The 24,117-nt window shown below is 70.5% G+C and carries 20 protein-coding genes; 11 read left to right on the forward strand and 9 right to left on the reverse strand.

Going from position 1 to position 24,117, the window contains the following annotated elements:
• Window positions 1–44 precede the first annotated feature (44 nt).
• The 3 genes from ACIPEK_RS14250 to ACIPEK_RS14260 all read left to right on the forward strand — a co-directional run bounded on the left by ACIPEK_RS14250 (window position 45) and on the right by ACIPEK_RS14260 (window position 6,157).
• The gene (locus ACIPEK_RS14250; protein WP_383068745.1) at window positions 45–560 is read left to right on the forward strand and encodes a VOC family protein; all 516 of its coding nucleotides are present in this window, start codon (window positions 45–47) and stop codon (window positions 558–560) included.
• Window positions 557–2,251 carry an FAD-dependent monooxygenase gene (locus ACIPEK_RS14255; protein ID WP_401995085.1) on the forward strand — a complete coding sequence of 565 codons (1,695 nt, stop codon included), beginning with the start codon at window positions 557–559 and terminating at the stop codon, window positions 2,249–2,251. The genes ACIPEK_RS14250 and ACIPEK_RS14255 overlap by 4 nt, the downstream gene beginning before the upstream one ends.
• Window positions 2,252–2,599: 348 nt before the next feature.
• Window positions 2,600–6,157 (forward strand): indolepyruvate ferredoxin oxidoreductase family protein, encoded by a 3,558-nt coding sequence (locus tag ACIPEK_RS14260; RefSeq protein ID WP_401995088.1) that lies wholly within the window; start codon window positions 2,600–2,602, stop codon window positions 6,155–6,157.
• A gap of 89 nt (window positions 6,158–6,246) precedes the next feature.
• On the opposite strand, the gene ACIPEK_RS14265 is transcribed toward ACIPEK_RS14260, so the two are convergent.
• Entirely contained in the window at window positions 6,247–7,965 is a 1,719-nt protein-coding gene (locus ACIPEK_RS14265) for a protein kinase (protein WP_401995091.1), read from the reverse strand.
• 492 nt (window positions 7,966–8,457) lie between these two features.
• Between ACIPEK_RS14265 and ACIPEK_RS14270 the strand changes: the two genes are divergently transcribed.
• The 6 genes from ACIPEK_RS14270 to ACIPEK_RS14295 all read left to right on the forward strand — a co-directional run bounded on the left by ACIPEK_RS14270 (window position 8,458) and on the right by ACIPEK_RS14295 (window position 14,001).
• The gene (locus ACIPEK_RS14270) at window positions 8,458–9,420 is read left to right on the forward strand and encodes an alpha/beta hydrolase (protein ID WP_401995094.1); all 963 of its coding nucleotides are present in this window, start codon (window positions 8,458–8,460) and stop codon (window positions 9,418–9,420) included.
• A gap of 181 nt (window positions 9,421–9,601) precedes the next feature.
• Window positions 9,602–9,838 (forward strand): hypothetical protein, encoded by a 237-nt coding sequence (locus ACIPEK_RS14275; protein WP_401995097.1) that lies wholly within the window; start codon window positions 9,602–9,604, stop codon window positions 9,836–9,838.
• The gene (locus ACIPEK_RS14280; RefSeq protein ID WP_401995100.1) at window positions 9,835–10,506 is read left to right on the forward strand and encodes a response regulator; all 672 of its coding nucleotides are present in this window, start codon (window positions 9,835–9,837) and stop codon (window positions 10,504–10,506) included. Before ACIPEK_RS14275 ends, ACIPEK_RS14280 begins: the two co-directional genes overlap by 4 nt.
• 392 nt (window positions 10,507–10,898) lie before the next feature.
• Window positions 10,899–11,582 (forward strand): FkbM family methyltransferase, encoded by a 684-nt coding sequence (locus ACIPEK_RS14285; protein ID WP_401995103.1) that lies wholly within the window; start codon window positions 10,899–10,901, stop codon window positions 11,580–11,582.
• Window positions 11,583–11,598: 16 nt separating this feature from the next.
• Entirely contained in the window at window positions 11,599–12,753 is a 1,155-nt protein-coding gene (locus tag ACIPEK_RS14290) for a glycosyltransferase family 4 protein (RefSeq protein WP_401995106.1), read from the forward strand.
• 441 nt (window positions 12,754–13,194) lie between these two features.
• On the forward strand, window positions 13,195–14,001 hold the full coding sequence (locus ACIPEK_RS14295; protein ID WP_401995109.1) for a thioesterase II family protein: 807 nt from the start codon (window positions 13,195–13,197) through the stop codon (window positions 13,999–14,001).
• 34 nt (window positions 14,002–14,035) lie between these two features.
• Here the strand turns inward: ACIPEK_RS14295 and ACIPEK_RS14300 are convergent, their stop codons facing one another.
• From ACIPEK_RS14300 to ACIPEK_RS14315, 4 genes are all read right to left on the reverse strand, one after another.
• Complete coding sequence (locus ACIPEK_RS14300; protein ID WP_401995112.1) at window positions 14,036–14,359, reverse strand: hypothetical protein; 324 nt, start codon at window positions 14,357–14,359, stop codon at window positions 14,036–14,038.
• 90 nt (window positions 14,360–14,449) lie between these two features.
• Window positions 14,450–15,103, reverse strand: a complete 654-nt coding sequence (locus ACIPEK_RS14305) for a GntR family transcriptional regulator (protein ID WP_401995115.1) — start codon at window positions 15,101–15,103, stop codon at window positions 14,450–14,452.
• Window positions 15,104–15,218: 115 nt separating this feature from the next.
• The gene (locus ACIPEK_RS14310; RefSeq protein ID WP_401995118.1) at window positions 15,219–15,665 is read right to left on the reverse strand and encodes a hypothetical protein; all 447 of its coding nucleotides are present in this window, start codon (window positions 15,663–15,665) and stop codon (window positions 15,219–15,221) included.
• 183 nt (window positions 15,666–15,848) lie between these two features.
• On the reverse strand, window positions 15,849–16,253 hold the full coding sequence (locus ACIPEK_RS14315; RefSeq protein ID WP_401995121.1) for a DUF5997 family protein: 405 nt from the start codon (window positions 16,251–16,253) through the stop codon (window positions 15,849–15,851).
• A gap of 58 nt (window positions 16,254–16,311) precedes the next feature.
• On the opposite strand from ACIPEK_RS14315, the gene ACIPEK_RS14320 reads away from it, so the two are divergent.
• Complete coding sequence (locus tag ACIPEK_RS14320) at window positions 16,312–17,073, forward strand: LysR family substrate-binding domain-containing protein (RefSeq protein ID WP_383068770.1); 762 nt, start codon at window positions 16,312–16,314, stop codon at window positions 17,071–17,073.
• Window positions 17,074–17,259: 186 nt separating this feature from the next.
• On the opposite strand, the gene ACIPEK_RS14325 is transcribed toward ACIPEK_RS14320, so the two are convergent.
• The 4 genes from ACIPEK_RS14325 to ACIPEK_RS14340 form a co-directional block, all read right to left on the reverse strand.
• Window positions 17,260–18,588: a geranylgeranyl reductase family protein gene (locus ACIPEK_RS14325; protein ID WP_401995125.1), complete on the reverse strand. Its 1,329-nt coding sequence runs from the start codon at window positions 18,586–18,588 to the stop codon at window positions 17,260–17,262.
• Window positions 18,589–18,818: 230 nt separating this feature from the next.
• On the reverse strand, window positions 18,819–19,454 hold the full coding sequence (locus ACIPEK_RS14330) for a response regulator transcription factor (RefSeq protein WP_114243193.1): 636 nt from the start codon (window positions 19,452–19,454) through the stop codon (window positions 18,819–18,821).
• Complete coding sequence (locus ACIPEK_RS14335; RefSeq protein ID WP_401995128.1) at window positions 19,454–20,590, reverse strand: sensor histidine kinase; 1,137 nt, start codon at window positions 20,588–20,590, stop codon at window positions 19,454–19,456. The genes ACIPEK_RS14330 and ACIPEK_RS14335 overlap by 1 nt, the downstream gene beginning before the upstream one ends.
• 173 nt (window positions 20,591–20,763) lie before the next feature.
• A complete protein-coding gene (locus ACIPEK_RS14340; RefSeq protein WP_401995131.1) occupies window positions 20,764–21,438 on the reverse strand; it encodes a DedA family protein in 675 nt (224 codons plus the stop codon).
• Window positions 21,439–22,770: 1,332 nt separating this feature from the next.
• Here ACIPEK_RS14340 and ACIPEK_RS14345 point away from each other — a divergent pair.
• Window positions 22,771–24,105 (forward strand): XRE family transcriptional regulator, encoded by a 1,335-nt coding sequence (locus ACIPEK_RS14345; RefSeq protein ID WP_401995134.1) that lies wholly within the window; start codon window positions 22,771–22,773, stop codon window positions 24,103–24,105.
• Window positions 24,106–24,117: the final 12 nt, after the last annotated feature.

The raw sequence follows: 24,117 nt of genomic DNA on the forward strand, positions 1-24,117 counted from the left end.
AGCCAAGAGGGCTGTCGTGCCCCCGATGAGGAGGTCGCTGTCCCATGGCTTCTCCAGGCAAACTCGCCCACATCGTCCTGCGTACCGGCCGTCTGCCGGTCATGACCGAGTGGTACATACGCGTTCTCGAAGGCCGCGTCACCTTCGCCAACGACGCCCTCGCCTTCCTGACCTACGACGACGAACACCACCGTGTCGCGCTGGTCGCCACCGGGGCGTCCGAACGCCCGACGGACGCGCACACCGGTCTGCACCACGCGGCATTCACCTACGCCACGATCGGCGAACTGCTCGGCACATACCAGCGGCTGAAGGGGGACGGCATCCTCCCCTTCTGGTGCATCAACCACGGTCCGACCACCTCGATGTACTTCGAGGATCCCGACGGCAATCACATCGAGCTCCAGATCGACAACTTCGCCACCGAGGAAGCCCTCGACGAGTGGTTCCGGTCCGGAGCCTTCGAAGCCAATCCGATCGGCGTCGAGTTCGACCCCGACGACCTGGTGCGCCGCTTCGATTCGGGTGAGTCCTTCGCCGAACTGGTCAGGCGCTCATGACCGCCATCGACACACCGGTCGTCGTCATCGGAGCCGGCCCCGTGGGGCTGGCCACCGCGCTGGTCCTCGGCCGGCACGGCGTCCGCAGCATGGTCTTCGAACAGTACGACGGGGTCAATCCGCACCCCCGGGCCCATGTCGTCAACACCCGGTCCATGGAACTGTTCCGCACCTGGGGCATCGCGGATGCCGTCCACGCGGACGCGGTCGACCCGGCGTGGGCCGGCACGATTCTGTGGAAACACACCCTCGCCGGGGAACCCCTGGGCCGGATCGACCTCGTCGAAGGGCCCGAGGACCAACTCCTGCGCCGGGTCCACGCCTCCGCCGAGCAGTTCACCTCCTGCGCCCAGGACCGTGTGCAGCAGCACCTCCTCGACGCCGTCCTCGCCCAGGGCATGGCCACCGTCCACTACAGCACCGCCGTCGTGGAGGTGACGGACCACGGCGATTCGGTCGACGTCACCGTGGAAGGCGTGGGCAAGCGGCAGATCCTGCGCACCTGCTACGTCGTGGCGGCGGACGGGGCGACCGGGGGCACGCGCGACAAGCTCGGCATCGCGATGGACGGCTCTCCGGTCCTCGGCCACCAGCTGAACATCTACTTCCACGCCGACCTGTCCCCATGGACGGGGCAAGATCCCGCCCTGCTGATCTGGCTGATCAACAGCGTCTCCCCGGGACTCCTCATCGGGATGGACGGCGTTCGCCGGTGGACCTTCCAGCGGAGCTTCGACCCGGCTGTCGAATCGCCGCGGGACTACCCGCCCGAACGGTGCGCCCAGATCATCCGGGACGCTGTCGGCACCACCGAACTCGACGTGGACATCCGCTCCGTGGGGCCATGGGCCATGACGGCCCGGACCGCCGAGACCTACCGCAGCGGCCGTGTCCTCCTCGTCGGCGACGCGGCGCACCAGTTCCCGCCGACGGGCGGCCTGGGTATGAACAGCGGCCTCGCCGACGCGGACAACCTCGGCTGGAAACTCGCCGCCGTGCTGGCGGGCTGCGCTTCCGACGCCCTGCTCGACAGTTACGAGCGTGAACGTCGCCCGGTCGCCGTCGACAACGCTCGCCACAGCGTGCTCAACGCCATCAGAATGGCCGAGGTCGGCATAGGGCCCGAGACGGCCAGGATCGCCGCACGCCTCGAAAGCCCGGACCCGTCAGTCGCCGCGGCGGAACGCCGGCGGATCGCGGAAGCCGTCCCTCTGCAGCGCCCGCACTTCGACGCGCTCAACCAGGAGATCGGATACATCTACGGGGCGAGCCGGCACGCCGGCGGCGTCGGCGGAGCCCCCCTCTCGGCCACCGACTACACACCGACTGCCGTCCCCGGAGCGCGACTTCCGCACGCCTGGGTCGAACGTGACGGGGAACGGGTGTCGACGCACGACCTCCTCATGCCGGGCTTCACCCTCATCACGGGGCCCGGGGGAGCCACCTGGGCCGATGCCTTCGCGGAGACCGGGGAAGGCGTGGCGAAACAGACTGTCGTGATCGGCCGGGATGTCACCAGCCCGGACGGCTGCTGTCCGCAGCTGCTCAGGATCGGTGAGGACGGAGCCCTCCTCGTCCGACCGGACGGCCACATCGCGTGGCACAGCGCCGAGGGATCATCCCCTGCGTCCGCGCTCGCCGCCCTGCTCGACACGGTCGGGCAGTCCGCCCGGAAGGCCGGTCCGGCCTGATCCGAAAGGCAGGCCCTGTTCCGGCGCGGACCGCGAGCGGAGCGCCGGGCCGCGAGCCCGGCGCTCCCGGCCCTCGCCCGGAGTCTCCTGACTGCGGCCTTCCGGCCCGGAAGGCCGAGTCCGGTCGCCCCGGTCGCGGCACGCCTGCCCCACGAATGCCGCAGCTCCGGCCGGTGCCGACCGGTATCGACCAGCGCCGACCGGTGTCGCCCGACGCCCGCCGCCCCGACCCACGCACCGCGGCTGCGCCCCGCCGACACGGCCGCCCCGGTCCCCGCTCCTGTCGTACGGGACCGACTCCTCGCCCGCACCGACGACCACACATGTCCCACCCGGAGGAACACAGTGGTGACCCCTCAGAAAGCAACCGGCCCCCGTCCCACGCTTCAGGATCGATACGTGCGCGAGGAGGGCACCGTCCACCTCACCGGCATCCAGGCGCTCGCCCGCCTGCCGCTCGACATCCGTCGCGCCGACCGTCGCGAGGGCCGCAGCACCGCGGGATTCATCTCCGGATACGAGGGTTCGCCGCTCGCCGGATACGACATGGAGCTCGCCCGCTGCCGCTCCCTCCTCGACGAGTACGACATCGTCTTCCGCCCCGGCGTCAACGAGGAACTCGCGGCGACGGCCGTCCAGGGCACCCAACTCGCCGCGACGCAGCCGGACAAGCGCGTCGACGGCATCGCTGCGATCTGGTACGGCAAGTCCCCGGGCCTCGACCGCGCCTCGGACGCCATCCGGCACAACAACCTGATGGGCACCCACCCCGACGGCGGTGCGCTCGCCCTGGTCGGCGACGACCCCGCCGCCAAGTCGTCGACCGTGCCCGGCGCCTCCGAACTGCTCCTCGCCGACCTGGGCCTGCCCACGCTCTACCCGTCCGACCCGCAGGAAGCGCTCGACTTCGGGCTGCACGGCGTGGCGATGTCCCGGGCAGCCGGCCTGTGGGTGGCGCTGAAAATCGTGACGGCGGTCGCTGACGGTTCCGGCACCGTCGACGTGAGCGCCGGACGGATCGCACCGGTCGTCCCGGACCTCACGGCCGACGGAGTGCCGTACCGCCACACCGTCGGTACCCGGATGCTGCAACCGGCCCTCGGGGACCTGGAACGCAGCCGGGACGGCGCCCGCCTCGAGATCGCCCGCCGCTACGCCGTCGCCAACAACCTCAACCGGATCACCAGGACGGCCCCCGGCGACCGCATAGGCATCGTCGCGGCAGGCAAGACGTTCCTCGACCTCCGCCAGGCCCTGCGCATCCTCGGACTCGACGACACCGAACTGGAGCGCCGCGGTGTGCGCCTGCTGCACCTCGGCATGATCCATCCGCTGGAACCCACGATCGTCGAACGGTTCGCGAGGGGGCTGCGTCACATTGTTGTCGTGGAGGAGAAGCGGCCACTCATCGAGACCGCACTCAAGGACCTGCTCTACGGGCGCGGCGACCAGCCGTCCGTCTCCGGTAAGCGCGCACCCGACGGTTCGGTCCTGTTCCCCCTCGACGGAGAACTCGATCCCGACACCGTCGCCGCCCGGCTTGCGCCCCGCCTGAACGCACTGGGCGAACTCCCCACCGTACAGAGCTGGTTGGACACCACTCGGGCAGCGGCCCGGCGCAAGGCGCTGCCACTCCTGCCTGTGCTGAGCCGCACCCCCTACTTCTGTTCCGGCTGCCCCCACAACCTCTCGACCAAGGCACCCGCGGGCGCCGCCGTCGGGGCGGGGATCGGCTGCCACGCCATGGTCACACTCATGGACCCTTCCCAGGCCGGGGACGTGATCGGCATGACCCAGATGGGAGGCGAGGGCGCCCAGTGGATCGGCATGCAGCCGTTCCTCGAACGCGACCACCTGATCCAGAATCTCGGCGACGGCACCTTCCACCACTCCGGAAGTCTCGCCATCCGGGCGGCGGTCTCGGCCGGGGTGAACGTCACGTACAAGCTGCTCCACAACTCGGCGGTGGCGATGACCGGCGGACAGCAGCCCGTCGGCGTCATGCCCGTGCCCGCGATCGCCCAAGGGCTGTTGGCGGAAGGGGTCGAGCGCATCATCGTCACCACCGAGGACGTCAAGCGCTACCGGAAGGTCACGCTTCCCAAGGGCGTGGTCGTCTGGCACCGCGACCGGCTGGCCGAGGCCCAGGAGGTGCTTGCCCGGACCCCCGGCGTCACCCTGCTCATTCACGACCAGGAATGCGCGACAGAACTCCGGCGCAAGCGCAAGCGTGGCCTTGTGCCCGAACCCACCGAGCGCGCGGTGATCAACGAGCGGGTGTGCGAGGGGTGCGGCGACTGCGGACAGCAGTCCAACTGCCTCTCCGTGCAGCCCGTCGAGACCGAGTACGGCCGCAAGACCCGGATCGATCAGTCCTCCTGCAACAAGGACTACGCCTGTCTGGCGGGGGACTGCCCCTCCTTCCTCACCGTCGTCCCCGCCAGGGGAAAGGCCGACTTCGCTCCCGCCCCGATGCCGGCTGGCGCGGTGCTGCCCGATCCGGCCCCCGTCGTACCGGCTTTCCACACCACCCGGATCACAGGCGTCGGAGGCTCCGGGGTGGTCACCCTCGCGCAGATCCTCAGCACCGCAGCCTCGCTCGCGGGCCTGCACGTCCGGGCCCTCGACCAGACAGGCATGGCCCAGAAGGGCGGCGCGGTCGTCTCCGACATCAAAATCACCAAGGAGGCGACGGAACAGGCCGGCAAGGCGGCCCTGGACGAGTGCGATCTCTATCTCGGCTGTGACCTGCTCGTCGCCGCGGATCCCGGACATCTGACCGCGGCCGCCCCGGCGCGAACGGTGGCGGTCGTCTCCACGGCAGAGGTCCCGACCGGACAGATGGTGATCGACCCGGGGGTGTCGTTCCCGCCTGCCGAACCTCTCAAGGAACGGATCAGGGCAGAGGCCAAGGACACGGTCTTCCTCGACGCGCGCCGACTCGCGAACGACCTGCTGGGCGAGGATCAGTTCGCCAATCTCCTGCTCACCGGCGCGGCCTACCAGACCGGCGGGCTGCCGCTGCCGGCCCACGCCATCGAGGAGGCGATCACTCTCAACGGCGTGAAGGCCGAAGCCAACATCAAGGCGTTCCGCCTCGGCCGCCAGGCCGTCGCCGACCCCGGGGCCTTCGCCGACCTCCTGGAGGGGCGTGTCACCCCGGCGAAGTCGGGGCGCGGCCTGTCCGCCGAGGCCCGGCACACCCTGGAACTGGTCGGGGCGGCCCCCGGGTCGGAGCTCGCCCGGCTCCTGGAGGTCCGGGTACCGGATCTCATCGCGTACCAGAACGCCGCCTACGCGACGAGGTACGCACGTTTCGTCGAACAGGTCCGCCGGACCGAGTGCGAGCGCGCCCCCGGCTCGACCGCACTCACCGAGGCAGTGGCCAGGTACCTGCACAAGCTGATGGCGTACAAGGACGAGTACGAGGTGGCCCGGCTCTCCCTCGACCCCGAGGTCGAGCGGGAGGTGAAGGCCCGCTTCGGGGACGGCGCACGGATGTCCTACCGTCTCCACCCGCCTGTCCTGCGGGCACTCGGCATGAACCGCAAGATCGAACTCGGCCCCTGGTTCAAACCGGCCTTCCAAGCCCTCGCCGCGATGCGCAGGCTCCGCGGCACGCGCCTGGACCCCTTCGGAGCGGCGCGCGTGCGGCGCACGGAACGGGCCCTGGTCGTCGAGTACGAGGCCACGATCACCGAGGTCTGCCGGAATCTCGACATGGATGCCCACGGCCTGGCCGTTGAGATCGCCTCACTGCCCGACATCGTGCGTGGCTACGAGGAGATCAAGATGGCATCCGTGACTCGGTACAGGACCCGGTCCGCGGAACTCGTCGGCCGGCTGTCCTCGGGCCGCGAACGTACTGGTGCCGACACAGCGGCGTCCTGGCAGACGCGTGGGTGACTGGAGGGCCGGTCGCTGTGCCGGTCGCGGACCCGGTCCCGTTCTGCGGGGGTGGGGAGGAACGCGTCGGCACCGCCGTGAACGGTGTCCTAGGCATGGAAGCCGTTGCACGCGACGGATGCGTACTTCGTGGGCCCGCCCTCGACGTGGTACAGCACCACGGTCCAGTCGCCCCTGTCGTCGCCGACCGGGATCGCCTCGACGGTCCGACTGCCGAAGTGGGCCCGGAAGTCTTCGGGGTACTTGAGTTTGATGGTTCCGCCCGAGGACCACCGTGAGTAGATGTCGACGGGCTTGCTGGTGAAGCCGATGCCCTTGCCGACGGACCGAAGGGGCCGGCCGGTGGCGCGGTCGGTCTCGTGCGGGGGCCGCACCCCCACAGAGATGTAGTACGGCGCGGGCCGCTTTCCCTGGCCGGCAGTCTTGGGACGCAGCTCCACCGAGGCGGTGTCCGAGCCGGTGGTGTGCGAGACGGAGGACAGCAGGTCCATCGGCGGTGAGGACCCGGAAAAGCTGGCCAGGTCGCAAAAGCCCATGCGCTGGGCGGCCTGTTTCGGATCGTCCGACAGGGTCCAGCGGTCCTGCGAGACACGGTCGTTCACGATGTGGTCCGGTGGCCGGCCCGCCGGACCCTTGGTGGCCGACCGGGACGCGGTGACGTCGGTCGTGGGTGCGGCTTTGGGGGTTTGGCTGTCCTGTTCGGGGAGCAGCCAGACCGTCGCCGGTACGACGAGCGCCACCACACATGCGGCGAGCCAGCCCCGGCGACGTGTGGTGCGGGCGGGATGCCGTTGATGATCCGGCGTGCCGTACGGCGTGGTGTCGGGCGTCCCCGGAGGTACGGTCTCGGCTGCCCGCTCACGCACCTGACCCTCGGGCTCGCGATCCGCCGGCCGTGCAACGGCCCCGGTCTCCGGTTCCGCCTCCGAAGGCGGCGTGCTCAAATGCGCGGGCGCGGGTTCGGCGTCGCGGGCCACGGAGCGGTAGTGGGCGTCCGTAGCCAGTGCCGAGTCCACCGCGCAGTGGGCGATCACGGCGGCCAGCTCGGGCCGCTCCGCCGGGTCCTTGGCGACGCACTGCCGGATCAGTGCGGCCAGCGCGGGCCGTACCCCCGCCAGGTCGATGTCCTCGTGCACGGCCCGGTAGCTCACCGCAGCCGCGTCGCCCGTGCCGTAAGGGGACCGGCCGGTCACCGTGTAGGCGATCGTCGCCCCCAGCGCGAAGACGTCCGCCGCCGGGCCGACCTCGTTGCGCAGGACGACCTCGGGCGCCGCGTACCCGGGCGTTCCCGGTGCCATTCCGTCCCGGGTGAGGATCGTCTGCTCAAGTCCCCGGGCAATGCCGAAGTCGATCAGTTGCGGTCCCTGCGGCGCGAGGATGACGTTCTGCGGCTTCAGGTCCCGGTGCGTGACCCCGTGGACATGGACCGCGGCCAGCCCCTCGGCGAGCGCGGCAAAAAGTCGCATGGCACTGTCCGGCGGGAACGGGCCGCTCGTGCCCACGGCGCCGCGCAGCGTGGGACCTGGCACGTACTCGTTGGCCAGCCAGTACGGGGACGAGTCGAGCGACGCCTCGATCAACTGGGCGGTGTAGGCGCTGCGTACGGCCTCCACGGTGGCGGCCTCCCGCCGGAACCGGGCCAGTGCCTCGGGGTGATCGTTGATCTCGTCGCGGATCATCTTCACGGCCACCAGCCGTCCGCCGGGCGACCGGCCGAGATATACCTGCCCCATGCCGCCCGCGCCCAGCCGGGCGAGAATCCGGTACGCGCCTATGTGCGCGGGGTCCTGAGGTCGCAGCTCTTCCACCGGCACGACTGTGCCATATCCGCTCACTCGGCGGACCGCAACCGACGCACAACCGCCCCTGGTACGCGGCGAGGTGTTCGCGGGCCGGGTGCTTCTTGCACCGAGCGCAGCCGCCATCCCTCCATCAGTCCTGTGCCGGTCACCGATGCGGAGTGCATAACGGCAGCGCCCATTGCCCGGGTTGAACAGTGACGCAGCGGCCCGGATCCTGAGTACGGCTCAGACCGGTACCCCATGCTCCGGCACGGACTGTCCGGTCGACCGGGACCATTGACGGCCGACGGCGCTGCACGAAAGCCCAGACATTGGCCGAACGCCCTACCGGCCGGACAGGCATGCGCGTCAGCGGTTGATCGGCTTCACCCCCTGCCCCCCGTACTTCAGAACTACGCGGAAGGTTCACTCCTGGGCGGGACGCGGACTACGAGGTGTGATTCATAGCTTCAGTACCGGAAGCACGAAAGACATCCGGTACGGAAGGAATCGTCTGTCATGGCGTCCCGCCCACGCAGAAGCCGCCTGTGCCGCGCCCTGCTCGCCGCATTCGTCGTCGCCTCGGTGGCCGTACCGGTGTCGGGCGCGGTCAGGGCCGCCGACGTACCGGCGCCCGCTCCGACAGTCCCGGGCCCGTTGCCCGCCGCCACCTCGAGCGCTCTCGCCGAGCGGTGGGCGGCAACCCGCGCGGACATCGCGGCGGCCGCGCGGACGGCCGACGGCCACGGCGACGGGAAGCGGGCCGACGCGCTGCGCATCCTGGCAGACCCTGCGCGCCACTTCATCACCTTCGACGGCCGGGACGGCGGCCGCACCGTCGAGGTCTTCGGCGACCTCGCCCGGGCCGACCGGATCGCCGTGCTGGTCCCGGGTGCGGGCACAAGTGTCGACAACTACTGGCGGCTGAAGGGCGGCGCCCAGGCGCTGCAGAGGGAGCTGGGCAACCGGTCCGCCGTCGTCGCCTGGCTCGGGTACGAGACGCCGGCCACTGTGAGCCTGTCGGCGGCCACCTCGGGGCGGGCCGACGATGCCGCTCGCGAACTGCGTGGCTTCCTGGGGGAGTTGACAGGTGTCAAGCCCGCCGCCCGGACCTCTCTGCTCTGCCACTCCTACGGTTCCGTCGTCTGCGCCCGGGCCGCGGCCGGAGTGGAGGTCGCGGACATCGTCCTGTACGGCAGCCCCGGTGTGGGAGTCGACGACGTGGCCGCGATGCACACCCGGGCCGCGGTCTGGGCGGGCCGGGGCGGCGACGACTGGATTGCCGACGTTCCGCACGTGCGGCTGGAACTCCCCACCGTGGACGTCGGATTCGGCGCGGATCCGGTGTCCGATGGCTTCGGCGCCCACACCTTCGACGCGGGCTCCGGCGGCCACAGCGACTACCTGAAGCCCGGTTCCGTACCCCTGAAGAACATCGCCCGGATCGTGGACGGACGGACCCCGGACGCCCCTCACGCGTGATCCGGTGCGGAGGACCGCAGCCGTTGCCCCGCCCGGTGTGGGACGGCAGCCCAAGAGGTGACCGGTTGTTGGCACGGAACGTTCGTTCCGGCGAGCTGCCGCGTCGTGTCCGGGGTGGTGCTCATGAAGAAGCCGGACATGGAGGAGCGCCTCGCCGGGGGCCCGCGGAGCGGAGGTACGGGTGGAGATCGATCAGTGCCCGTCCGCGGTCACCATTTGGGCCGCCAACACCGCGCCGACGCCCGCCCAGTCCTTGCCGGGCGTCGGCCACGGTCTGCCCGACATACGGGAGCGCGCTGCGATGCTGTGTGGCAGGCTGGCTTTCGGCGCCACCTCCGACGGAGGATACGAAGTGATCGCGAAGCCGCCCACGCAGCTTCCCGCCGTACCTGCCGACCTTGTGGAGGACAATCCGTGACGACCACCCGCGTGCTGATCGCCGACGATCAGATGATGGTCCGTCAGGGGTTCACGGTCCTGCTCGATGCCGAACCCGGCATCGAGGTCGTCGGCCAGGCCGTGGACGGCATCGACGCCGTCGCCAGGGTCGCCGAACTGACCCCCGACGTCGTACTGATGGACATAAGGATGCCCGGGGTCGGCGGCATCGAGGCGACGCGCCGCATCATGGCATCGCCCGCCGCCACCACCAAGGTCCTTGTCCTGACCACTTTCGACCTCGACGAGTATGTGTACGAGGCGCTGCGCGCTGGCGCGTCCGGGTTTCTGCTGAAGGACGCGTCGGCCACGGAACTCGCCCATGCGGTACGGGTGGTGGCGGCCGGCGAGGCCCTGCTCGCGCCGAACATCACCAAGCGTCTCATCGCCGAGTTCTCCCGGATGTCCGACGTCCCCCGCGGCCCGGTCAAGGGCCGCAGCGGCAACCTCACGGAGCGCGAGACGGAGGTTCTGTCCCTGATCGCGCAGGGCCTGTCGAACGCGGAGATCGCTCGGCGTCTGGTGGTGGCCGAACAGACCGTCAAGACGCATGTGAGCCGGATCCTGGTCAAGCTCAGCCTGCGCGACCGGACCCAGGCCGCGATCCACGCGTACGAGACGGGCCTGGTGCGCCCGGGCGGGTGCTGAGGAGACACCGCCACATCGAGCACGGCTTCGCACCTCGCCCACAGTCGTGGGCGGGGTGCGAAGCGATGATCTGCGCTCTTTCATGATGGTTTCATCGGTTGTGGGCCCAACCCTGAGATGTACATCTCAGGTCTGATGTGCCGGCCAATCTGCTTCTGGAGAAGGATGGGATCACCCCGCATCCGATGATGCGATGGAACGCCGATCGAGTGTGGTGTCGCTCCGGCAGCGGGAACCGTACGCTCAAGCAGGCTGAAAGGCATTTGATGAACGGCAGGTTGACGCGTCGGCCGGATCCCTCGGTTCCCCGGTCCGGCGGTCGCCCGCACCCGGGGCTGCGTGTGTCATCCGTCGCGCTCGCGCTTCGCTGGGCATCCTCGCGGTGGCCCTTTGTGGAAGAAGAAGTGGCCGGCCTGCGGCCGCTGGTGCGGCCGGGCGCTGTCTGCCTCGACATCGGGGCCGAGTACGGCCTCTACACCTGGAGCCTGTCCGCGCTGGCCGGACCGTCGGGGAAGGTGCACAGCGTCGAACCGCTGCACGGCCCCGCGAAGTGGCTGAGGGCCACGGCAGCCGCCCTCGGCTGCGACAACGTCACCGTGCACCGCATGGCTCTCGGCGCAAGGGCACACGAAGGAACGATGAGCCTGCCCCGGCGCCATCGGCTGCCCGTCCACGGACGCGCCTATCTCACCGAGGGCGCCTCGGGACCCGGACCCAACATCGAATTCCCCACCTCCCGCCCCGTGACCACACCGGTGCGGACGGTGGACGGTCTGTGCAACCACATGGGCCTCGATCGCGTCGACTTCATCAAGGCCGATGTCGAAGGGGCGGAGGCAGCCGTGCTGTCGGGGGCCCGGCGCACGCTGCTGCGCCACCGGCCCGCGCTCCTGCTCGAGATCGAGGACCGTCACCTCGAGAAGTACGACACGAAGCCGGGCGACCTCGTCAGCCGGCTCGGCGAGCTCGGTTACGACATGTACCACTGGCAAAACCGGGGTTGGGAGCGTATTGCCGACGTGACCGACGACTGCCGCAACTACCTCTTCTCGGCTCGCTCGACCGCATCCAGCTGAAGGATCCAACACTTTCATGGGCTCCACCCTTGTCATCACCAATGACTTCCCGCCGCGCCAGGGAGGCATAGAGACCTTCGTGCACGCCATGACCACGCGCATACCGGACGACGACGTGGTCGTGTACACCTCGCGCGAGCCGGGCGACACCGCGTACGACGCGGCCCTTCCGTTCCCTGTCGTACGGGACTCCAGCGGCATGCTGCTGCCGACCGGGCGGGTCACCCGGAGGGCCGTCGAGATAGCCAGGGCCCATGGCTGCGACCGGGTCTGGTTCGGGGCTGCCGCGCCGCTGGCCCTCATGGCGCCCGCCCTGCGCCGCAGTGGGATCCAGCGCATGGTGGCGACCACCCATGGCCATGAGATCTGGTGGGCCAGGACCCCGGGTCCGCGTCAGATGATGCGCCGTATCGGCGACGGCGTGGATGTCGTCACGTATCTCGGTCAGTACACGCGTGCCCGGATCGGGCCGTCCCTGGGCCCGCGTGCGCGCATGAGCCGGTTGGTGCCGGGGGTCGACGCGGAGGTGTACCGGCCCGACGCCGGTGCCGGATCCGACCTGCGTACGGAGCTCGGCCTGCACGGCAAGCGCGTGATCCTGTGCGTGGCCCGCCTGGTCCCGCGCAAGGGCCAGGACATGCTGATCCGGGCCCTGCCGCTGATCCGGCGGGAGGTGCCCGACGCGGTGCTCGTCGTGGTCGGCCGGGGACCGGACGAGGCACGGCTGCGCAAGCTGGCGCACCGGCACGCCGAGGGCTCGGTCCGTTTCGTGGGGGGAAAGTCGCACACCGAGACTCCGCAGTACTACGCGGCGGCGGATGTCTTCGCCATGCCGTGCCGTACCAGGAAGGCCGGTCTGGAGGCGGAAGGGCTTGGGATCGTGTTCCTGGAGGCGGCGGCGAGCGGACTGCCGGTGGTCGTCGGCGACTCGGGCGGCGCCCCGGACACGGTGCTCGACGGCAGGACCGGCCAGGTCGTGGACGGCACCGACACAGCGGCGATAGCGGGCGCGCTGACCCGGATACTGCTCGACGCGGACCAGGCCGCCGAGATGGGCGCCGCCGGCCGTAAGTGGGCCCAGGAGTCCTGGTCCTGGGACGCGTCGGCCCGCCATCTGACACAGCTGCTGAACCCCGAGGGCATCCCGGCGGTCGTGCCGGGGCAGGAGTAGGGGAGCCGCGACATACGACGCGCAGGGCCCGGACCTCCCACCCCAGGTGAGAAGTCCGGGCCCTGTGCCGCCTGGGCTGCTCCTCACGCGCGCGGCGCAGGCCCATGCGTGTCAGTGGGGTTCGAGGGCAAGGGCGGTTTCCCCCGTCGTCGGTCCGCGGGCCGGCCACCGCCCCGCTGTTGCACAGGGTGTTTCGTTTGGATCAGGCCGGGTTCGCGGGGTCCGGCCTGATCCAAATGAAAGACCCCAGCCGATGTCGCCACGGAAGTCGGCTCCGATGTCCGAGGACGATGCGACAATCGCCCCGCGACGTCATGTGGCGCGCTGTGCGACAAGGATTGCCACGAGGGGAGTGCAGTTGCTGGAGTCAGTCGAGCCGTGCCGGGCACAGCAGGTCCTGACCGGCCCCGGCCCCCGTGCCGCCACGGGAAGGGGCGGGGCATGACACATACCACCGTGGTCCGTGGATCCGCCGTCTGCCCGAGCCCGGTCGCCGACCCGTCCCTGCGCCTCTTTCTCTTCCACCACGCCGGTGGCTCGCATCTGCTCTACCGGGACTGGGTACCGGAGTTCCCGCCGGACTGGGAGCTGTGTCTGCTCAACGCCCCCGGGCGTGCGCACCGGCGCGATCAGCCCGCCGTCGATCGCGTCGAAGATCTGGTCGACCACTTCCATCAGGAGTTGCTGCCGCTGTTCGACCGGCCGTTCGCCTTCTTCGGGCACAGCATGGGCGGCCTGGCCGCGTACGAACTGACCCTGAGGCTCGCCGCGCAGGGCGGGCCGATGCCGGTCTGGCTCGGGCTCTCAGCCTTCGGTCCGCCCAGGGGCGCGGAGTACCGGCGCCGCCCAGGACGGCACGAGAGCTCCGACGCCGAACTGCGTGACTGGCTGCGGTCGATCGGCGGTACCCCCGCCGAGCTGCTCGACAACGACGATGTGTGGCGGTTGTTCGAGCCCGTGTTCCGCAGCGATTTCAAACTTGTCGACACGTGGGCGCGCGACCCCGCCACCGGCTCGCCGCCGCTGCCCTTCACCGTCTTCGGCGGTGACCAGGATCTTGTCGTGGAGCCCAGGAGGCTCAAGGCCTGGGCCGACCACTCCCCGTACCTCCAGGGCGTCCACCTCTACCCCGGCGGCCACTTCTATCTGCACGACCACCGTGCTGCCCTGATCCGCACGGTCACCGCGTCGGTGAGCGCGGCCCGCGCCGCCGTCGAACGCGACATCACGGCGCCCGGCGCCTCGTAACTCCCCTCGCCCGTCAGCGGGCGGCGGGCTGCGGTCAGCTGCTCAGCGTCTTCGAGGGAGCGAACGGTGTCCGGTTCGGGAGCGCCGCAGGCGTCCGGCGAGCCCTGGGCCTGCCGGAACGGGCGTCGTACTGCGTGGTGGCAGGCGAGGTCGGGCGGAACGGCGAGGACCCGCTGCCCGCCATCACCGCCCGGCTGGCGAACGCCGACGTGGCATCCGTCCGGACCACCGAGCTGGGCGAGCGGTTGGGCCTGGTCGCCCCGGCGGGCACGACGGCGAGGATCTCGGCGCCGGACATCACGACGTCCACGGGTGCCGCACCCCAAGGGCGGACATTCGCCAGTGTGACTTGGGTCAAGGGGGAAAATGGTATCCCGAATGAATTCGAGCTGTGATGCGGCACAAGGCCGGCTACGCCGATCATGGACCGCGCCGAGGCCGCATTCCGTCAGGAACCTTGAGGCCGCCTCCGACGTGCAGCGGCCGCGCTACGGCTGCTCGCCAGGTGCTTCACGACTAGTTGTTCGACTCGGTGAACGTCCCGCTCCGCGATCGCGGCGTACAGGGCCTCGTGCTCGTTCGCGACTGCCATGAGGTCGTCATGCTGCGCCAGCAGCCATCGCATCCTGCTTCGAAGCGTCCGCTCCAGCTCACTGAGCAGCTCATTGCCGGCCAACAAGGTCACTGTCTGGTGGAAGTCGGCGGCGGCCCGTCGAGCCCGCACGGCATCTCCCGTATGAGCGGCCTCCAGCTCGGCGTCGAGGTCCGAACGAAGCTTTTCGAGGCCCGGCCGCGTACGCCGCTGAGCAGCGAGCCGGAAGGTGAGCAGCTCAAGGGGTGTACGAATCTCGTCGAGATCCGCGATGTCCGTGGACGTGAACTCCCGGACGACCGCCCACGTCCGCGGCCGGGGAGTGACCAGGCCCTCTGTCACGAGCACCTTGAGCGCATCGCGGATGGGCAGTCTGCTCACCCCGAGCTCTGCGGCGAGTTCGCGTTCGACGAGCTTGCTGCCCGGCTGTCGAACACCATCAAGAATGTCGTCCCGCAGCTGCCGAGTGACGCGCTCCGACTCCGGCTCGAAAGCTTCAGACCCTGTCATACCGATCATTCTCCCAAACCCGCTTCCGAACGAGTGAAGCGATCGCGCTCCGTTCGGAGCGGGATCGATCCCACGTCCGTCGGCCCGCAACCGCAGGCGTCGAAGCGGAAGCGTTTCAGATCGTCTTCGAAGTCGACATGGAGCCATTCACACGTTGTGGCGCGAGCCTCGCGACCAGCGCCGTTCCGATTCCGGCGGCTCGGCGCTGCCGCAACTGCGCCGACTGCTCGGTCGACAGCCGCTCCGGTGCCGCTCCGGTGGCCGTGACCTCAGGGCGCCGCCGTCGCAACCGGGGGAGCGTTCGGTGCCGCACGGCGCCGACGGCACGCTCGGTGGGGTGCTGAGTCAGATGTTCCAGGACCGGAACCGCCGCTGCGAGAGCCGCCGTGCCGAGCAGAGCCGCAACCGCCTCCGCAGCGAGCCCCAACGGCTCGGCACGTCCGCCGACCAGCAGTCGCTCGTGCGGCGGAGCGATGAGGAACGCCTCCGCCGTCATCGCGAACTGCTCCAGCTCCTGCGGCGCGGCCGCTTCCGCCGCACGACGGGCGAGCCGCGTCGCCACAGCCCTGTCTGCCCCTGCGCCCGCCCCTGCATGACGAAGCCCCCCGATCGACTTCCGGTCGGTGACCGTGCGGCGAGCCCTTGTGCCGTCCCGGCCGCGCCGTCCGTCGCCGGCGCAGCACCGTCGAACGAGGCGCGAGCCGGCGCCGGGCCGTCACGCCGAGGGAGGGCCGAGGGACAAAGGTCAGGAACGCGGACCGTGGGACTGATCGGCGCGTGCTGCGTTCTTCTCCTTGATGCGAACCGCTTCCTTCCGGACCTCGGCCTGGGTGGCGCGTTCCTGCTGGAGCCAGTCGGGGCTGTCCTTCTTCAGCGCCTCGATCTGCTCCGTGGTGAGGGCGTCCGTGATTCCGCCACGGGCGAGACCCGAGATGGAGATGCCCAGCTTTGCCGCGACCACCGGCCGGGGGTGCGGGCCGTTGCGTCGCAGCTCCTGCAGCCACTCGGGCGGATCGGACTGCAGTGCGTTCAGCTCGGTGCGCGAGACGACACCCTCCTGGAACTCGGCGGGGGTGGCCTCGAGGTACACACCCAGCTTCTTTGCCGCGGTTGCGGGCTTCATTGTCTGGGTGGTCTTGTGCGACGCCATGGTGCCAAGGGTATCGAGCATGTGCGCTACCTCTGACCAGGGCCGGTAACCTGGCTGAGTGACAAGCTCGGAAGAAACCCCTTCGTTCCGGCTCGCGTACGTCCCGGGGGTGACGCCCACCAAGTGGGTGCGGATCTGGAACGAGCGGCTGCCCGACGTCCCGCTGACCCTCATCGGGGTGTCGGCCGCCGAGGCATCCGACGTGCTGCGGGGCGGCGGCGCCGACGCAGGTCTCGTGCGGCTGCCCATCGACCGCACGGGCCTCAGCGCGATCCCCCTCTACACCGAGACGACGGTGGTCGTGATCCCGAAGGACCACGTCGTGGCAGCGGTCGACGAGGTCTCCGCCGAGGATCTCGCCGACGACATCGTGCTGCATCCGCTCGACGACACCCTCGAATGGGAGCACCGGCCCGGACGGCCCGCGATCGAGCGGCCCGCCACTACGGCGGACGCGATCGAGCTCGTGGCGGCCGGAGTGGGCCTTCTGGTCGTCCCGCAGTCGCTCGCCCGCCTGCACCACCGCAAGGACCTCACGTACCGGCCGGTGTCGGACGCCCCCGAGTCGCGCGTCGCACTGTCGTGGCTGGAGGACGGGACGACAGACCTGGTGGAGGACTTCATCGGGATCGTCCGAGGGCGGACCGTCAACAGTTCACGGGGCCGCCCCAAGACCTCGGCGCAGCCGAAGGCCAAGCGCCCCGAAACAGGCGGCGCACGGCGGAAGCCCGCAGCCGGCAAGGCGGCCGGGAAGAGCGCGCGGAGCGGTTCCGGCGGCGCCAAGGGCGGCAAACGAGGAAAGCCTCGCCGCCGGTCATAGACCCGCAAGGTGCATGGGCCGCCGGTGCGGCCCGTGTCATCGCACCGCCTGGGCTCTCTCAGGGCTCCGTCACCGGACGCGGAGTACGGGGCCACGATCGACGGGTAGTACGGGACGCAGCGCTCCGGGGCCGGCCGGCAGGCTTTCCCCGGAGCGCTGTTCGTCCCTCCGGCCGGGAATCGCGGTTCAGCGCCTGCGTCGCACCTTCGGTTCCGGGACGAGACGCACGACGCCGTTGAGCAGATGGTCGATCAGGTCGTGCGAGGGCCTGTCCGTGAGGTTGGTCAGCAGCCGGGCCAGGGTGTTGAGCAGAAACGGCGACCCCATGACGTAACGGTTGAGGACCGGCTGGAAACCCGAACGGCTGAAGACGAGGTCGGCGGCCGTGTTCCCGAGACGGTAGTAGCGCCCCCAGCGGCGGTTCATCTCGACGGGGTAGCCCCGCAGTACCTGCTCCCGCCGGGCCCCCCGGGGGAGTGCGAGGGCGAGCGCGGTGGTCTCGGCCGCGACTTCGCCGGCTTCCATGGCCTGGCCGATGCCTTCGCCGTTCCAGGGGCTGATCATGCCTCCGGAGTCGCCGACGAGGAGGAGCCCGCGGGTGTAGAGGGGGTGACGGTTGAAGCCCAGCGGAAGGGCCGCGCTCCGGACAGGGCCCTCCGCGTTCTCCTCGCGCAGTCCCCAAGCGTGCGGGGTCCGCGCCAGCCACTCGTCCAACGTGGCGCGCAGGTCCGCCTTTCCGTGCCGCCGGTGGGGCAGAGCACCGAGACCGACATTGACGCGGCCGTCGCCCATGGGGAAGATCCAGCCGTATCCGGGCAGGTAGTGATCGCTCCCCGGGAAGCGGAGGTCGGCCCACAGCTCCAGGTACTCCTCCTGGGAACGCTCCGGACTTCGGTAGTAGCGGCGGGCGGCCGTCGCGATCTGCCTGCTCCTGTCCCGCTCCAGGCCCATGGCGAGAGCGAGGCGGGCGGAGGCGCCGTCGGCGGCGATGACGATCGGCGCGCGGAAGGCCAATGGCTCCTTCGCCGAGGTCGTGGCGGTGACACCGGTCATACGGCCGGCGCGGTCGGTCAGGGGCTGGGTCACCTTCACGCCGCTGCGCAGCCGGGCTCCGGCGGCGACGGCGTGCCGGGCCAGGATGTCGTCGAAGTCGTGCCGGCTGCGCGAGAGCCCGAAGTCCGGGTAGCGCCCGAGCGCGGGCCAGTCGATGTGCACCTGATGGTCCCCGGCCACCCATCGCATCCCGCGTGAACGCGTCCACCCCGGAGCCTTGATGTCGATGCCCATCCTGATGAGCTGGTGCACCGCTCGTGGCGTCAAACCGTCCCCGCACACCTTCTCCCGGGGAAAGCGGGACTTCTCCAGGAGCAGGACATCGACGCCCGCTCTGGCGAGGTGGAAGGCCGCGGCCGAGCCCGCCGGCCCCGCCCCCACCACGATCACCTGAGCTTCCTCGTCCGAGCCGTGGACGGACCGATCGTCCGACGGGGAATGGTCCGGCGTCGTTTCCCGCATGGGGAACCCCTTCCTGTTCCTGGGACAGGCGGTGCCGCACCGAGGACGGCAGCCCTGTGCATCATCATCGATCAGGGAGGGCCGGTGCGGAACCCGGCCCGGATGTCCGGCCCCCGCCCGATGCGGCATCGACGACTGCGTGAGGAACTTCGATCCTGGACGCTGTCGTCGTCCGGGCGGGCGACGGCCGCATGGTGAGCCCGAGCCCGAAGGGACCGGCGCGCCGGTGCCTACGACTCCAAGTAGCGCAGGACCGCCAGCACTCGTCTGCTGTATCCCGTGGTCCGCGCGAGATCGAGCTTGTCGAAGACGGAGTTGAGGTTCTTCTCGACCGAACTGAGCGAGATGTGCAGGTGCTGGGCGATGGCCGCGTTGGTGCGGCCCTGCGCCAGCTCCTGCAGGACGCTGCGCTCGCGGGGCGTCAGCCTGGCCAAGGGGTCGCTGTGCGTGGTCCGGACCACCAACTGCCGTACGACTTCCGCGTCGATGGACGCGCCGCCCGCGTGAATCCGCTCCAGCGAGTCCAGGAACTCGTCGACCTGCGCGACCCGGTCCTTGAGCAGATAGCCGACCCGCTCGGCGTTTGCGGACAGCAGCCGCACCGCGTAGTTGCGCTCCACATGCTGGGAGAGCACCAGCACACCGACCAGGGGCCAGCGCTCACGGATCTCCAGCGCGGCCCGCAGCCCCTCATCGGTGTGGGTGGGAGGCATCCGGATATCGACGACGACGAGGTCCGGCGGGTCCGCCTCGACCGCCCGTACGAGGGCCGTCCCGTCACCCACCGCGGCGAGGACTTCATGTCCCTCCTCGGCGAGCAGGCGGACCAGGCCCTCCCTCAGCAGGGTCGAGTCCTCGGCAAGCATTACGCGCACAGCAGCTCCGCGATGATGGTGGTGGGGCCCCCGGAAGGGCTGTCGACGTACAGCCGGCCGTCGAGTGCGTCCACCCGGCTGCGCAGCCCGGCCAGTCCGCTGCCCGTGGGATCGGCTCCGCCGGTGCCGTTGTCCCGGACGCATACGGACACTCCGCTCCCGTCGCCCTTGACGCTGACGGAGATGTGGGTCGCCCGGGAGTGCTTGGCCGCGTTGGTCACAGCCTCCGACACCACGAAGTAGGCGGCCGTCTCCACCGGCCGGGGCAACGGCAGCGCCAGGTCGAACTCCATGTGCAGGGGAATGCTGCAGCGCTGGGCCACCCCGCCGAGTGCCTCCTCCAGCCCGAGGTTGTCGAGCGCCGACGGATAGACGCGCCAGGCCACCTCCCGCAGCTCGGTGAGGACCTCCTGGGACTCCTTGTGCGCCTGCTCGAGCAGTAGATCGGCCTGCTCGGGCGTCCGGTTGCGGCGGGCCCGGCCCAGCAGCATGGCGAGTGCGACGAGCCGCTGCTGCACGCCGTCGTGCAGATCGCGTTCGATGCGCTTGCGCTCCACGTCGACCGCCCGGAGCACCCCGGCACGGCTGGCGGCCAGTTCCGCGATGCGCCGCTCCAGCAACTCCCGCTCGGACGGGCCGAAGTGTTCTCGTGCCAGCCGTGCGTCGAGGGCGTCCAGGGAGAAGAGCCCCTGGAGGTCGAGGAAGAGGAGGACGCCGCCGAGGACCCCTTGGGTCAGCAGTTCCTGCCAGCTCGTGGTGGCGCGTGCCACTCCGGCCGCCAGCAGCCCGGCCAGCACGACCCCGAACCCCAGCAGCGCAACCACGAATCCGGACAGCACCCCTGCGCAGGCGCGGGTGGCGAGGTAACGAAGGACTTTCCGGTCGGAGGCATGGTGAGTGGGGAACACGTCGCCGAAGAAGACGCTGCGACGGATCCGCTCCAGCTCCGTGAGCCGACGGGCCCCGGCACTCAGCACGGCCAGGGCGCGCCGACGCGTGCGGGGCCACAGAATGAACGGGCCCGACAGAGCGCCCGGCACGGCGAAGTACAGCAGGTCCAGCAGGGCGGTACAGCAGCCGAGCAGGACGCCCGTGACTCTGCGGGGCCAGGGGGAGGTGCGCGCCACCGAGGTGCCCCCTTCATCGCGCCTCGGGCCGAGTGGCCCCGGAAGATGACTGGTCGCACTGTCTGTGGAGTCCCCCTGCACGGATGCCGAGGCTAGTCGCGCGGCACCGTCACGGCAAGATCGTCCTTGGCGGGCGGGGGAGACCGGGAGAGCGCGGGGCAGCGGCTCGAAGCTCACGACGGACGACGGTGCTGCGCCCGCTCACGGGGACGGGGACGAGAGCGCAACCGCAGACTCACGTACACGATGACGGCCGCCAGGACCAGGACGAGAACGGCCTTGGAGAGGACCCCGACATAGGTCTCCACCAGATCCCACCGGTCGCCGAGCCAGTACCCGGCCATCACCAGCACCGAGTTCCACAGCAGGCTGCCCACAGCGGTCAGGGTCACGAAGAGCGGCAGCGACATGCGCTCCACACCGGCCGGCACGGAGATGAGACTCCGGAAGATCGGCACCATGCGCCCGAGGAGGACGGCCTTGGTGCCGTGCTCGGCGAACCACTGCTCCGTACGCTCCAGATCGGAGCTCCTCACCAGCGGAAGCCTCGCCCAGATCGCATGCATCCGGTCGCGGCCGAAGAGCATTCCGATCCAGTACAGAACCACCGCGCCCACCACCGAACCGAGCGTGGTCCAGAAGAGCGCGGAGGCCAGGCCGATGACGCCCTGCCCCGCCGCGAACCCGGTCAGCGGGAGAATGACCTCGCTGGGCAGCGGCGGAAAGAGATTCTCCAGGGCGATGGCGAGGCCGGCTCCCGGACCCCCCATGGTGTCGACGAGATCGGCTGCCCAGCCTGCGACGCCGCCCGCGGGTTCCTGGGGGAGTCCCAGAGTGACGAGATCCATGAACTGACTCCTGGCGTGGTGGAGAGGCACGAGAAGTCCGTCGCGCCTCACCGGCAACGCTAGGAAGTGCCGGCCGGCGCCGGTACGGGGATTGCCGTCGAACCGGGTGATGTTCTCCGCACCCGCCACCCTGCGGTTTTCCTCAACTTCCGTGGCCCGCGGCGATCACGCCGACGCCGCTCGCGTCACTTCGGCGCGAAGACGATCCGGACCTGGCTCGGAGCGGAGGTCATCTGCCTGCCGTCCCGGGTGGTGAAGGAGGTCCCCGACCCGGCCGTGCGCCGAGACCGTCCGACGTCGACCCCCTCGCCGTTGCGCAGAACGTCGTGGACGGAACAGTGCTGCTCGGACAGGGAACTGCTTCCCCGCCGCGCCGGCAGCCGCCGCTGCCGCGATGAACAGCGCCGGCATGGCCGACGATGCCGCAGCCGACTACTTCGTCCCGGATGCGTGCATGGCTGCCGCCCCTCCCGGGTCGGCCGACGCACCCGCCCCGGCTTCTGCCGTTCGCTGCGACGGCTCCCTGTCCGTCATCACGCAGATGGTTGCCCCAGGGGTTCGCGTCGGTCGCGGCGGGGGCGTGCTCAGTACGGCAGCGGGCGGCCGGACGGGGTTCGCAGATCGAGTGGCGGCGGCCGCGACGGCAGCTGCGGGCGTCGGACGATCTTGATGCGGCCCATTGCCACCACCTCCTGTCAGTCACCGGTCATATGCCCGGCGGGTTGCCCCTTCATGCAGCCTCGTCCGGCTCAACTGGCCGGCTGGGCGGCAGTGTTACGTAACCCAGCAGGGTGGTGGCAGGGGACGCTTCGACACCGCCGTGCACAGCGTTGGCCGGAGCGTGTGCGCGGGCAACTGCGCCTCGGCCGGGGGATGGTGTGGATCGTCGTCGGGCGAAGCTCGTTGTGGACGTGCTCCTCGCACTGTTCAGGGCGCACCGATCTCGACGTCCTGCTCGCACGGGCCCGCTCCCGGGTCTTCAGGCGGCTGACGGACGACGAACGCCGCAGCTTCCTGCCGCCAACGGCCCCCACCCCGGAACCACAGAGATGACACCGCTGGCGATACCGGGGCCGACGCCGGGAAGGCGCGGGAGGCGCGGGAAGGCGCCATCTTCCCGCGGCACCGGGGACACCACGCACACGCGCTCGCTATCCTCCCGGCTATGAGCCATGAGCGTGGCACGGGTGGGAGATCCGGCGGGGCTCCGCGGGGTTCCGGGTGACGGAGGGCGTGGGTCCTTCGCCGGATGTCCGAACCGCAGAGGCGTGGAGAGCCTTCGGAAGCCGGTTACGTCAGTGGCGCAGGCGCGCCGGACTCACCCAGGCTCAGGTGGGCGCCCGCGTCGGCTACGACCACACCGCCATCAGCAAGTTGGAGCACGGCACCCGCAAGACGCCGCTGCCGCTCGCCCGCAGGCTGGACGATCTGCTGACAGCCGGCGGCGACCTCCTCGACGCCTGCGAGGCGGCGGAGGCCGAGGGGCCGGGTGGTACGGGCGAGGGGAACGGGGGCGTACGTCCGGCCGCGACCACCGCACGGACGGGCCCCCTGCCCGGCGAGCCCGCGGGTGGCGCCCTGCTCTCGATGCTGCCGCCGGACACCGTCCTGCCCATGAGCCTGCCCACCTACGGGCTGGTGTGTCCGGTGCACGGCCGCGACGGCTGCACCGTTCCCGTACTCGCCGACGTCATCGCGCTGCATTCGGCCTTCTGCGCCCTGGGCCCGGCCACCGTCTCGTGTCCGCCGCTGGACATCGACACCGTGCATGCCCTGACGGCGCTGCTCGCCGTCTGCCAGCGGGCCGGCGAGGAGCGCGCCTGGCCGGGAGCGACCGTCGTGGTCGAGCGCACCCTGCACGCGATGCTTCGCTGGATGGCCCTGCCCGCAGCGCCGTACCAACGCCAACTCGCGCCACTCGCCGCCGAGTACGCACAGTCGGCCGGCTGTCTGCGGCTGCTGTGGGGCCGGAACGCGACAGCGATGGCCTGGCTCGACCGGTCGCTGGTCTGGGCCGGCCTGGCCGGTCACGTCGGAACGGAGGTGGCCGCGCTCAGCGACATGAGCACCCTGGCGCGGCTGGAGGGCGACGGCCCTTCCGCCCTAGCCTACGGCGGCGCGATCCGGCAGGCGGCCGCGGGCCGGCACTGGGCGGGCGCCATGAGCGATCTGTACGAGGCGCGCGGGCACGCGGTGCGGGGCGACGCGCGGCAGACCCTGGACCATATCGACCGTGCCTGGTCACAGATGGACCGGGCCGGCGAGCAGGACGAGACGGAGGCACCCTGGCTGTCCGTCGCCTCCGTGCGTCTGCGGGTGGAGTCGGGCGCCGCCGGGGCCCTGCGGGACCTCGCCGCGGCGACCGGTGACCGTCGACTGGCGCTGCGCGCGGTCGAGGCGACCCGTACCGCGCTGGGCCTGCTCCCTGTGGGGATGCACTCGACGCGGATGCTGTTCCTGGTTCGGATGGCCGACGCCCATGCCTGCGCTCAGGACCCGCTCGCCGCGATCGCCATCGCCGAACCCGTACTGGACACCACCGAGGTGACCGCATCCACGCTGCTCGGCCAGGAACTCCGCGGCCTGCACAGCCGGTTGGCGACCCGACACGGCAATCGGCCGGAGATCGACGACTTCACCCGCCGGCTGGCGGTCGTCGTCCGCTGAGACAGCGAGAGC

Origin of the sequence: Streptomyces sp. NPDC088246 (assembly GCF_044741025.1) — a bacterium.
Lineage (GTDB): Bacteria > Actinomycetota > Actinomycetes > Streptomycetales > Streptomycetaceae > Streptomyces.

Bases quoted from the DNA above. Each gene is read 5' to 3' on its own strand.
- ACIPEK_RS14255 (WP_401995085.1), top strand. From the start codon at position 557: ATGACCGCCATCGACACACCGGTCGTCGTCATCGGAGCCGGCCCCGTG.
- ACIPEK_RS14305 (WP_401995115.1), bottom strand. From the start codon at position 15,103: ATGACAGGGTCTGAAGCTTTCGAGCCGGAGTCGGAGCGCGTCACTCGG.
- ACIPEK_RS14295 (WP_401995109.1), top strand. From the start codon at position 13,195: ATGACACATACCACCGTGGTCCGTGGATCCGCCGTCTGCCCGAGCCCG.
- ACIPEK_RS14315 (WP_401995121.1), bottom strand. From the start codon at position 16,253: ATGGCGTCGCACAAGACCACCCAGACAATGAAGCCCGCAACCGCGGCA.
- ACIPEK_RS14330 (WP_114243193.1), bottom strand. From the start codon at position 19,454: ATGCTTGCCGAGGACTCGACCCTGCTGAGGGAGGGCCTGGTCCGCCTG.
- ACIPEK_RS14290 (WP_401995106.1), top strand. From the start codon at position 11,599: ATGGGCTCCACCCTTGTCATCACCAATGACTTCCCGCCGCGCCAGGGA.
- ACIPEK_RS14325 (WP_401995125.1), bottom strand. From the start codon at position 18,588: ATGCGGGAAACGACGCCGGACCATTCCCCGTCGGACGATCGGTCCGTC.
- ACIPEK_RS14270 (WP_401995094.1), top strand. From the start codon at position 8,458: ATGGCGTCCCGCCCACGCAGAAGCCGCCTGTGCCGCGCCCTGCTCGCC.
- ACIPEK_RS14250 (WP_383068745.1), top strand. From the start codon at position 45: ATGGCTTCTCCAGGCAAACTCGCCCACATCGTCCTGCGTACCGGCCGT.
- ACIPEK_RS14340 (WP_401995131.1), bottom strand. From the start codon at position 21,438: ATGGATCTCGTCACTCTGGGACTCCCCCAGGAACCCGCGGGCGGCGTC.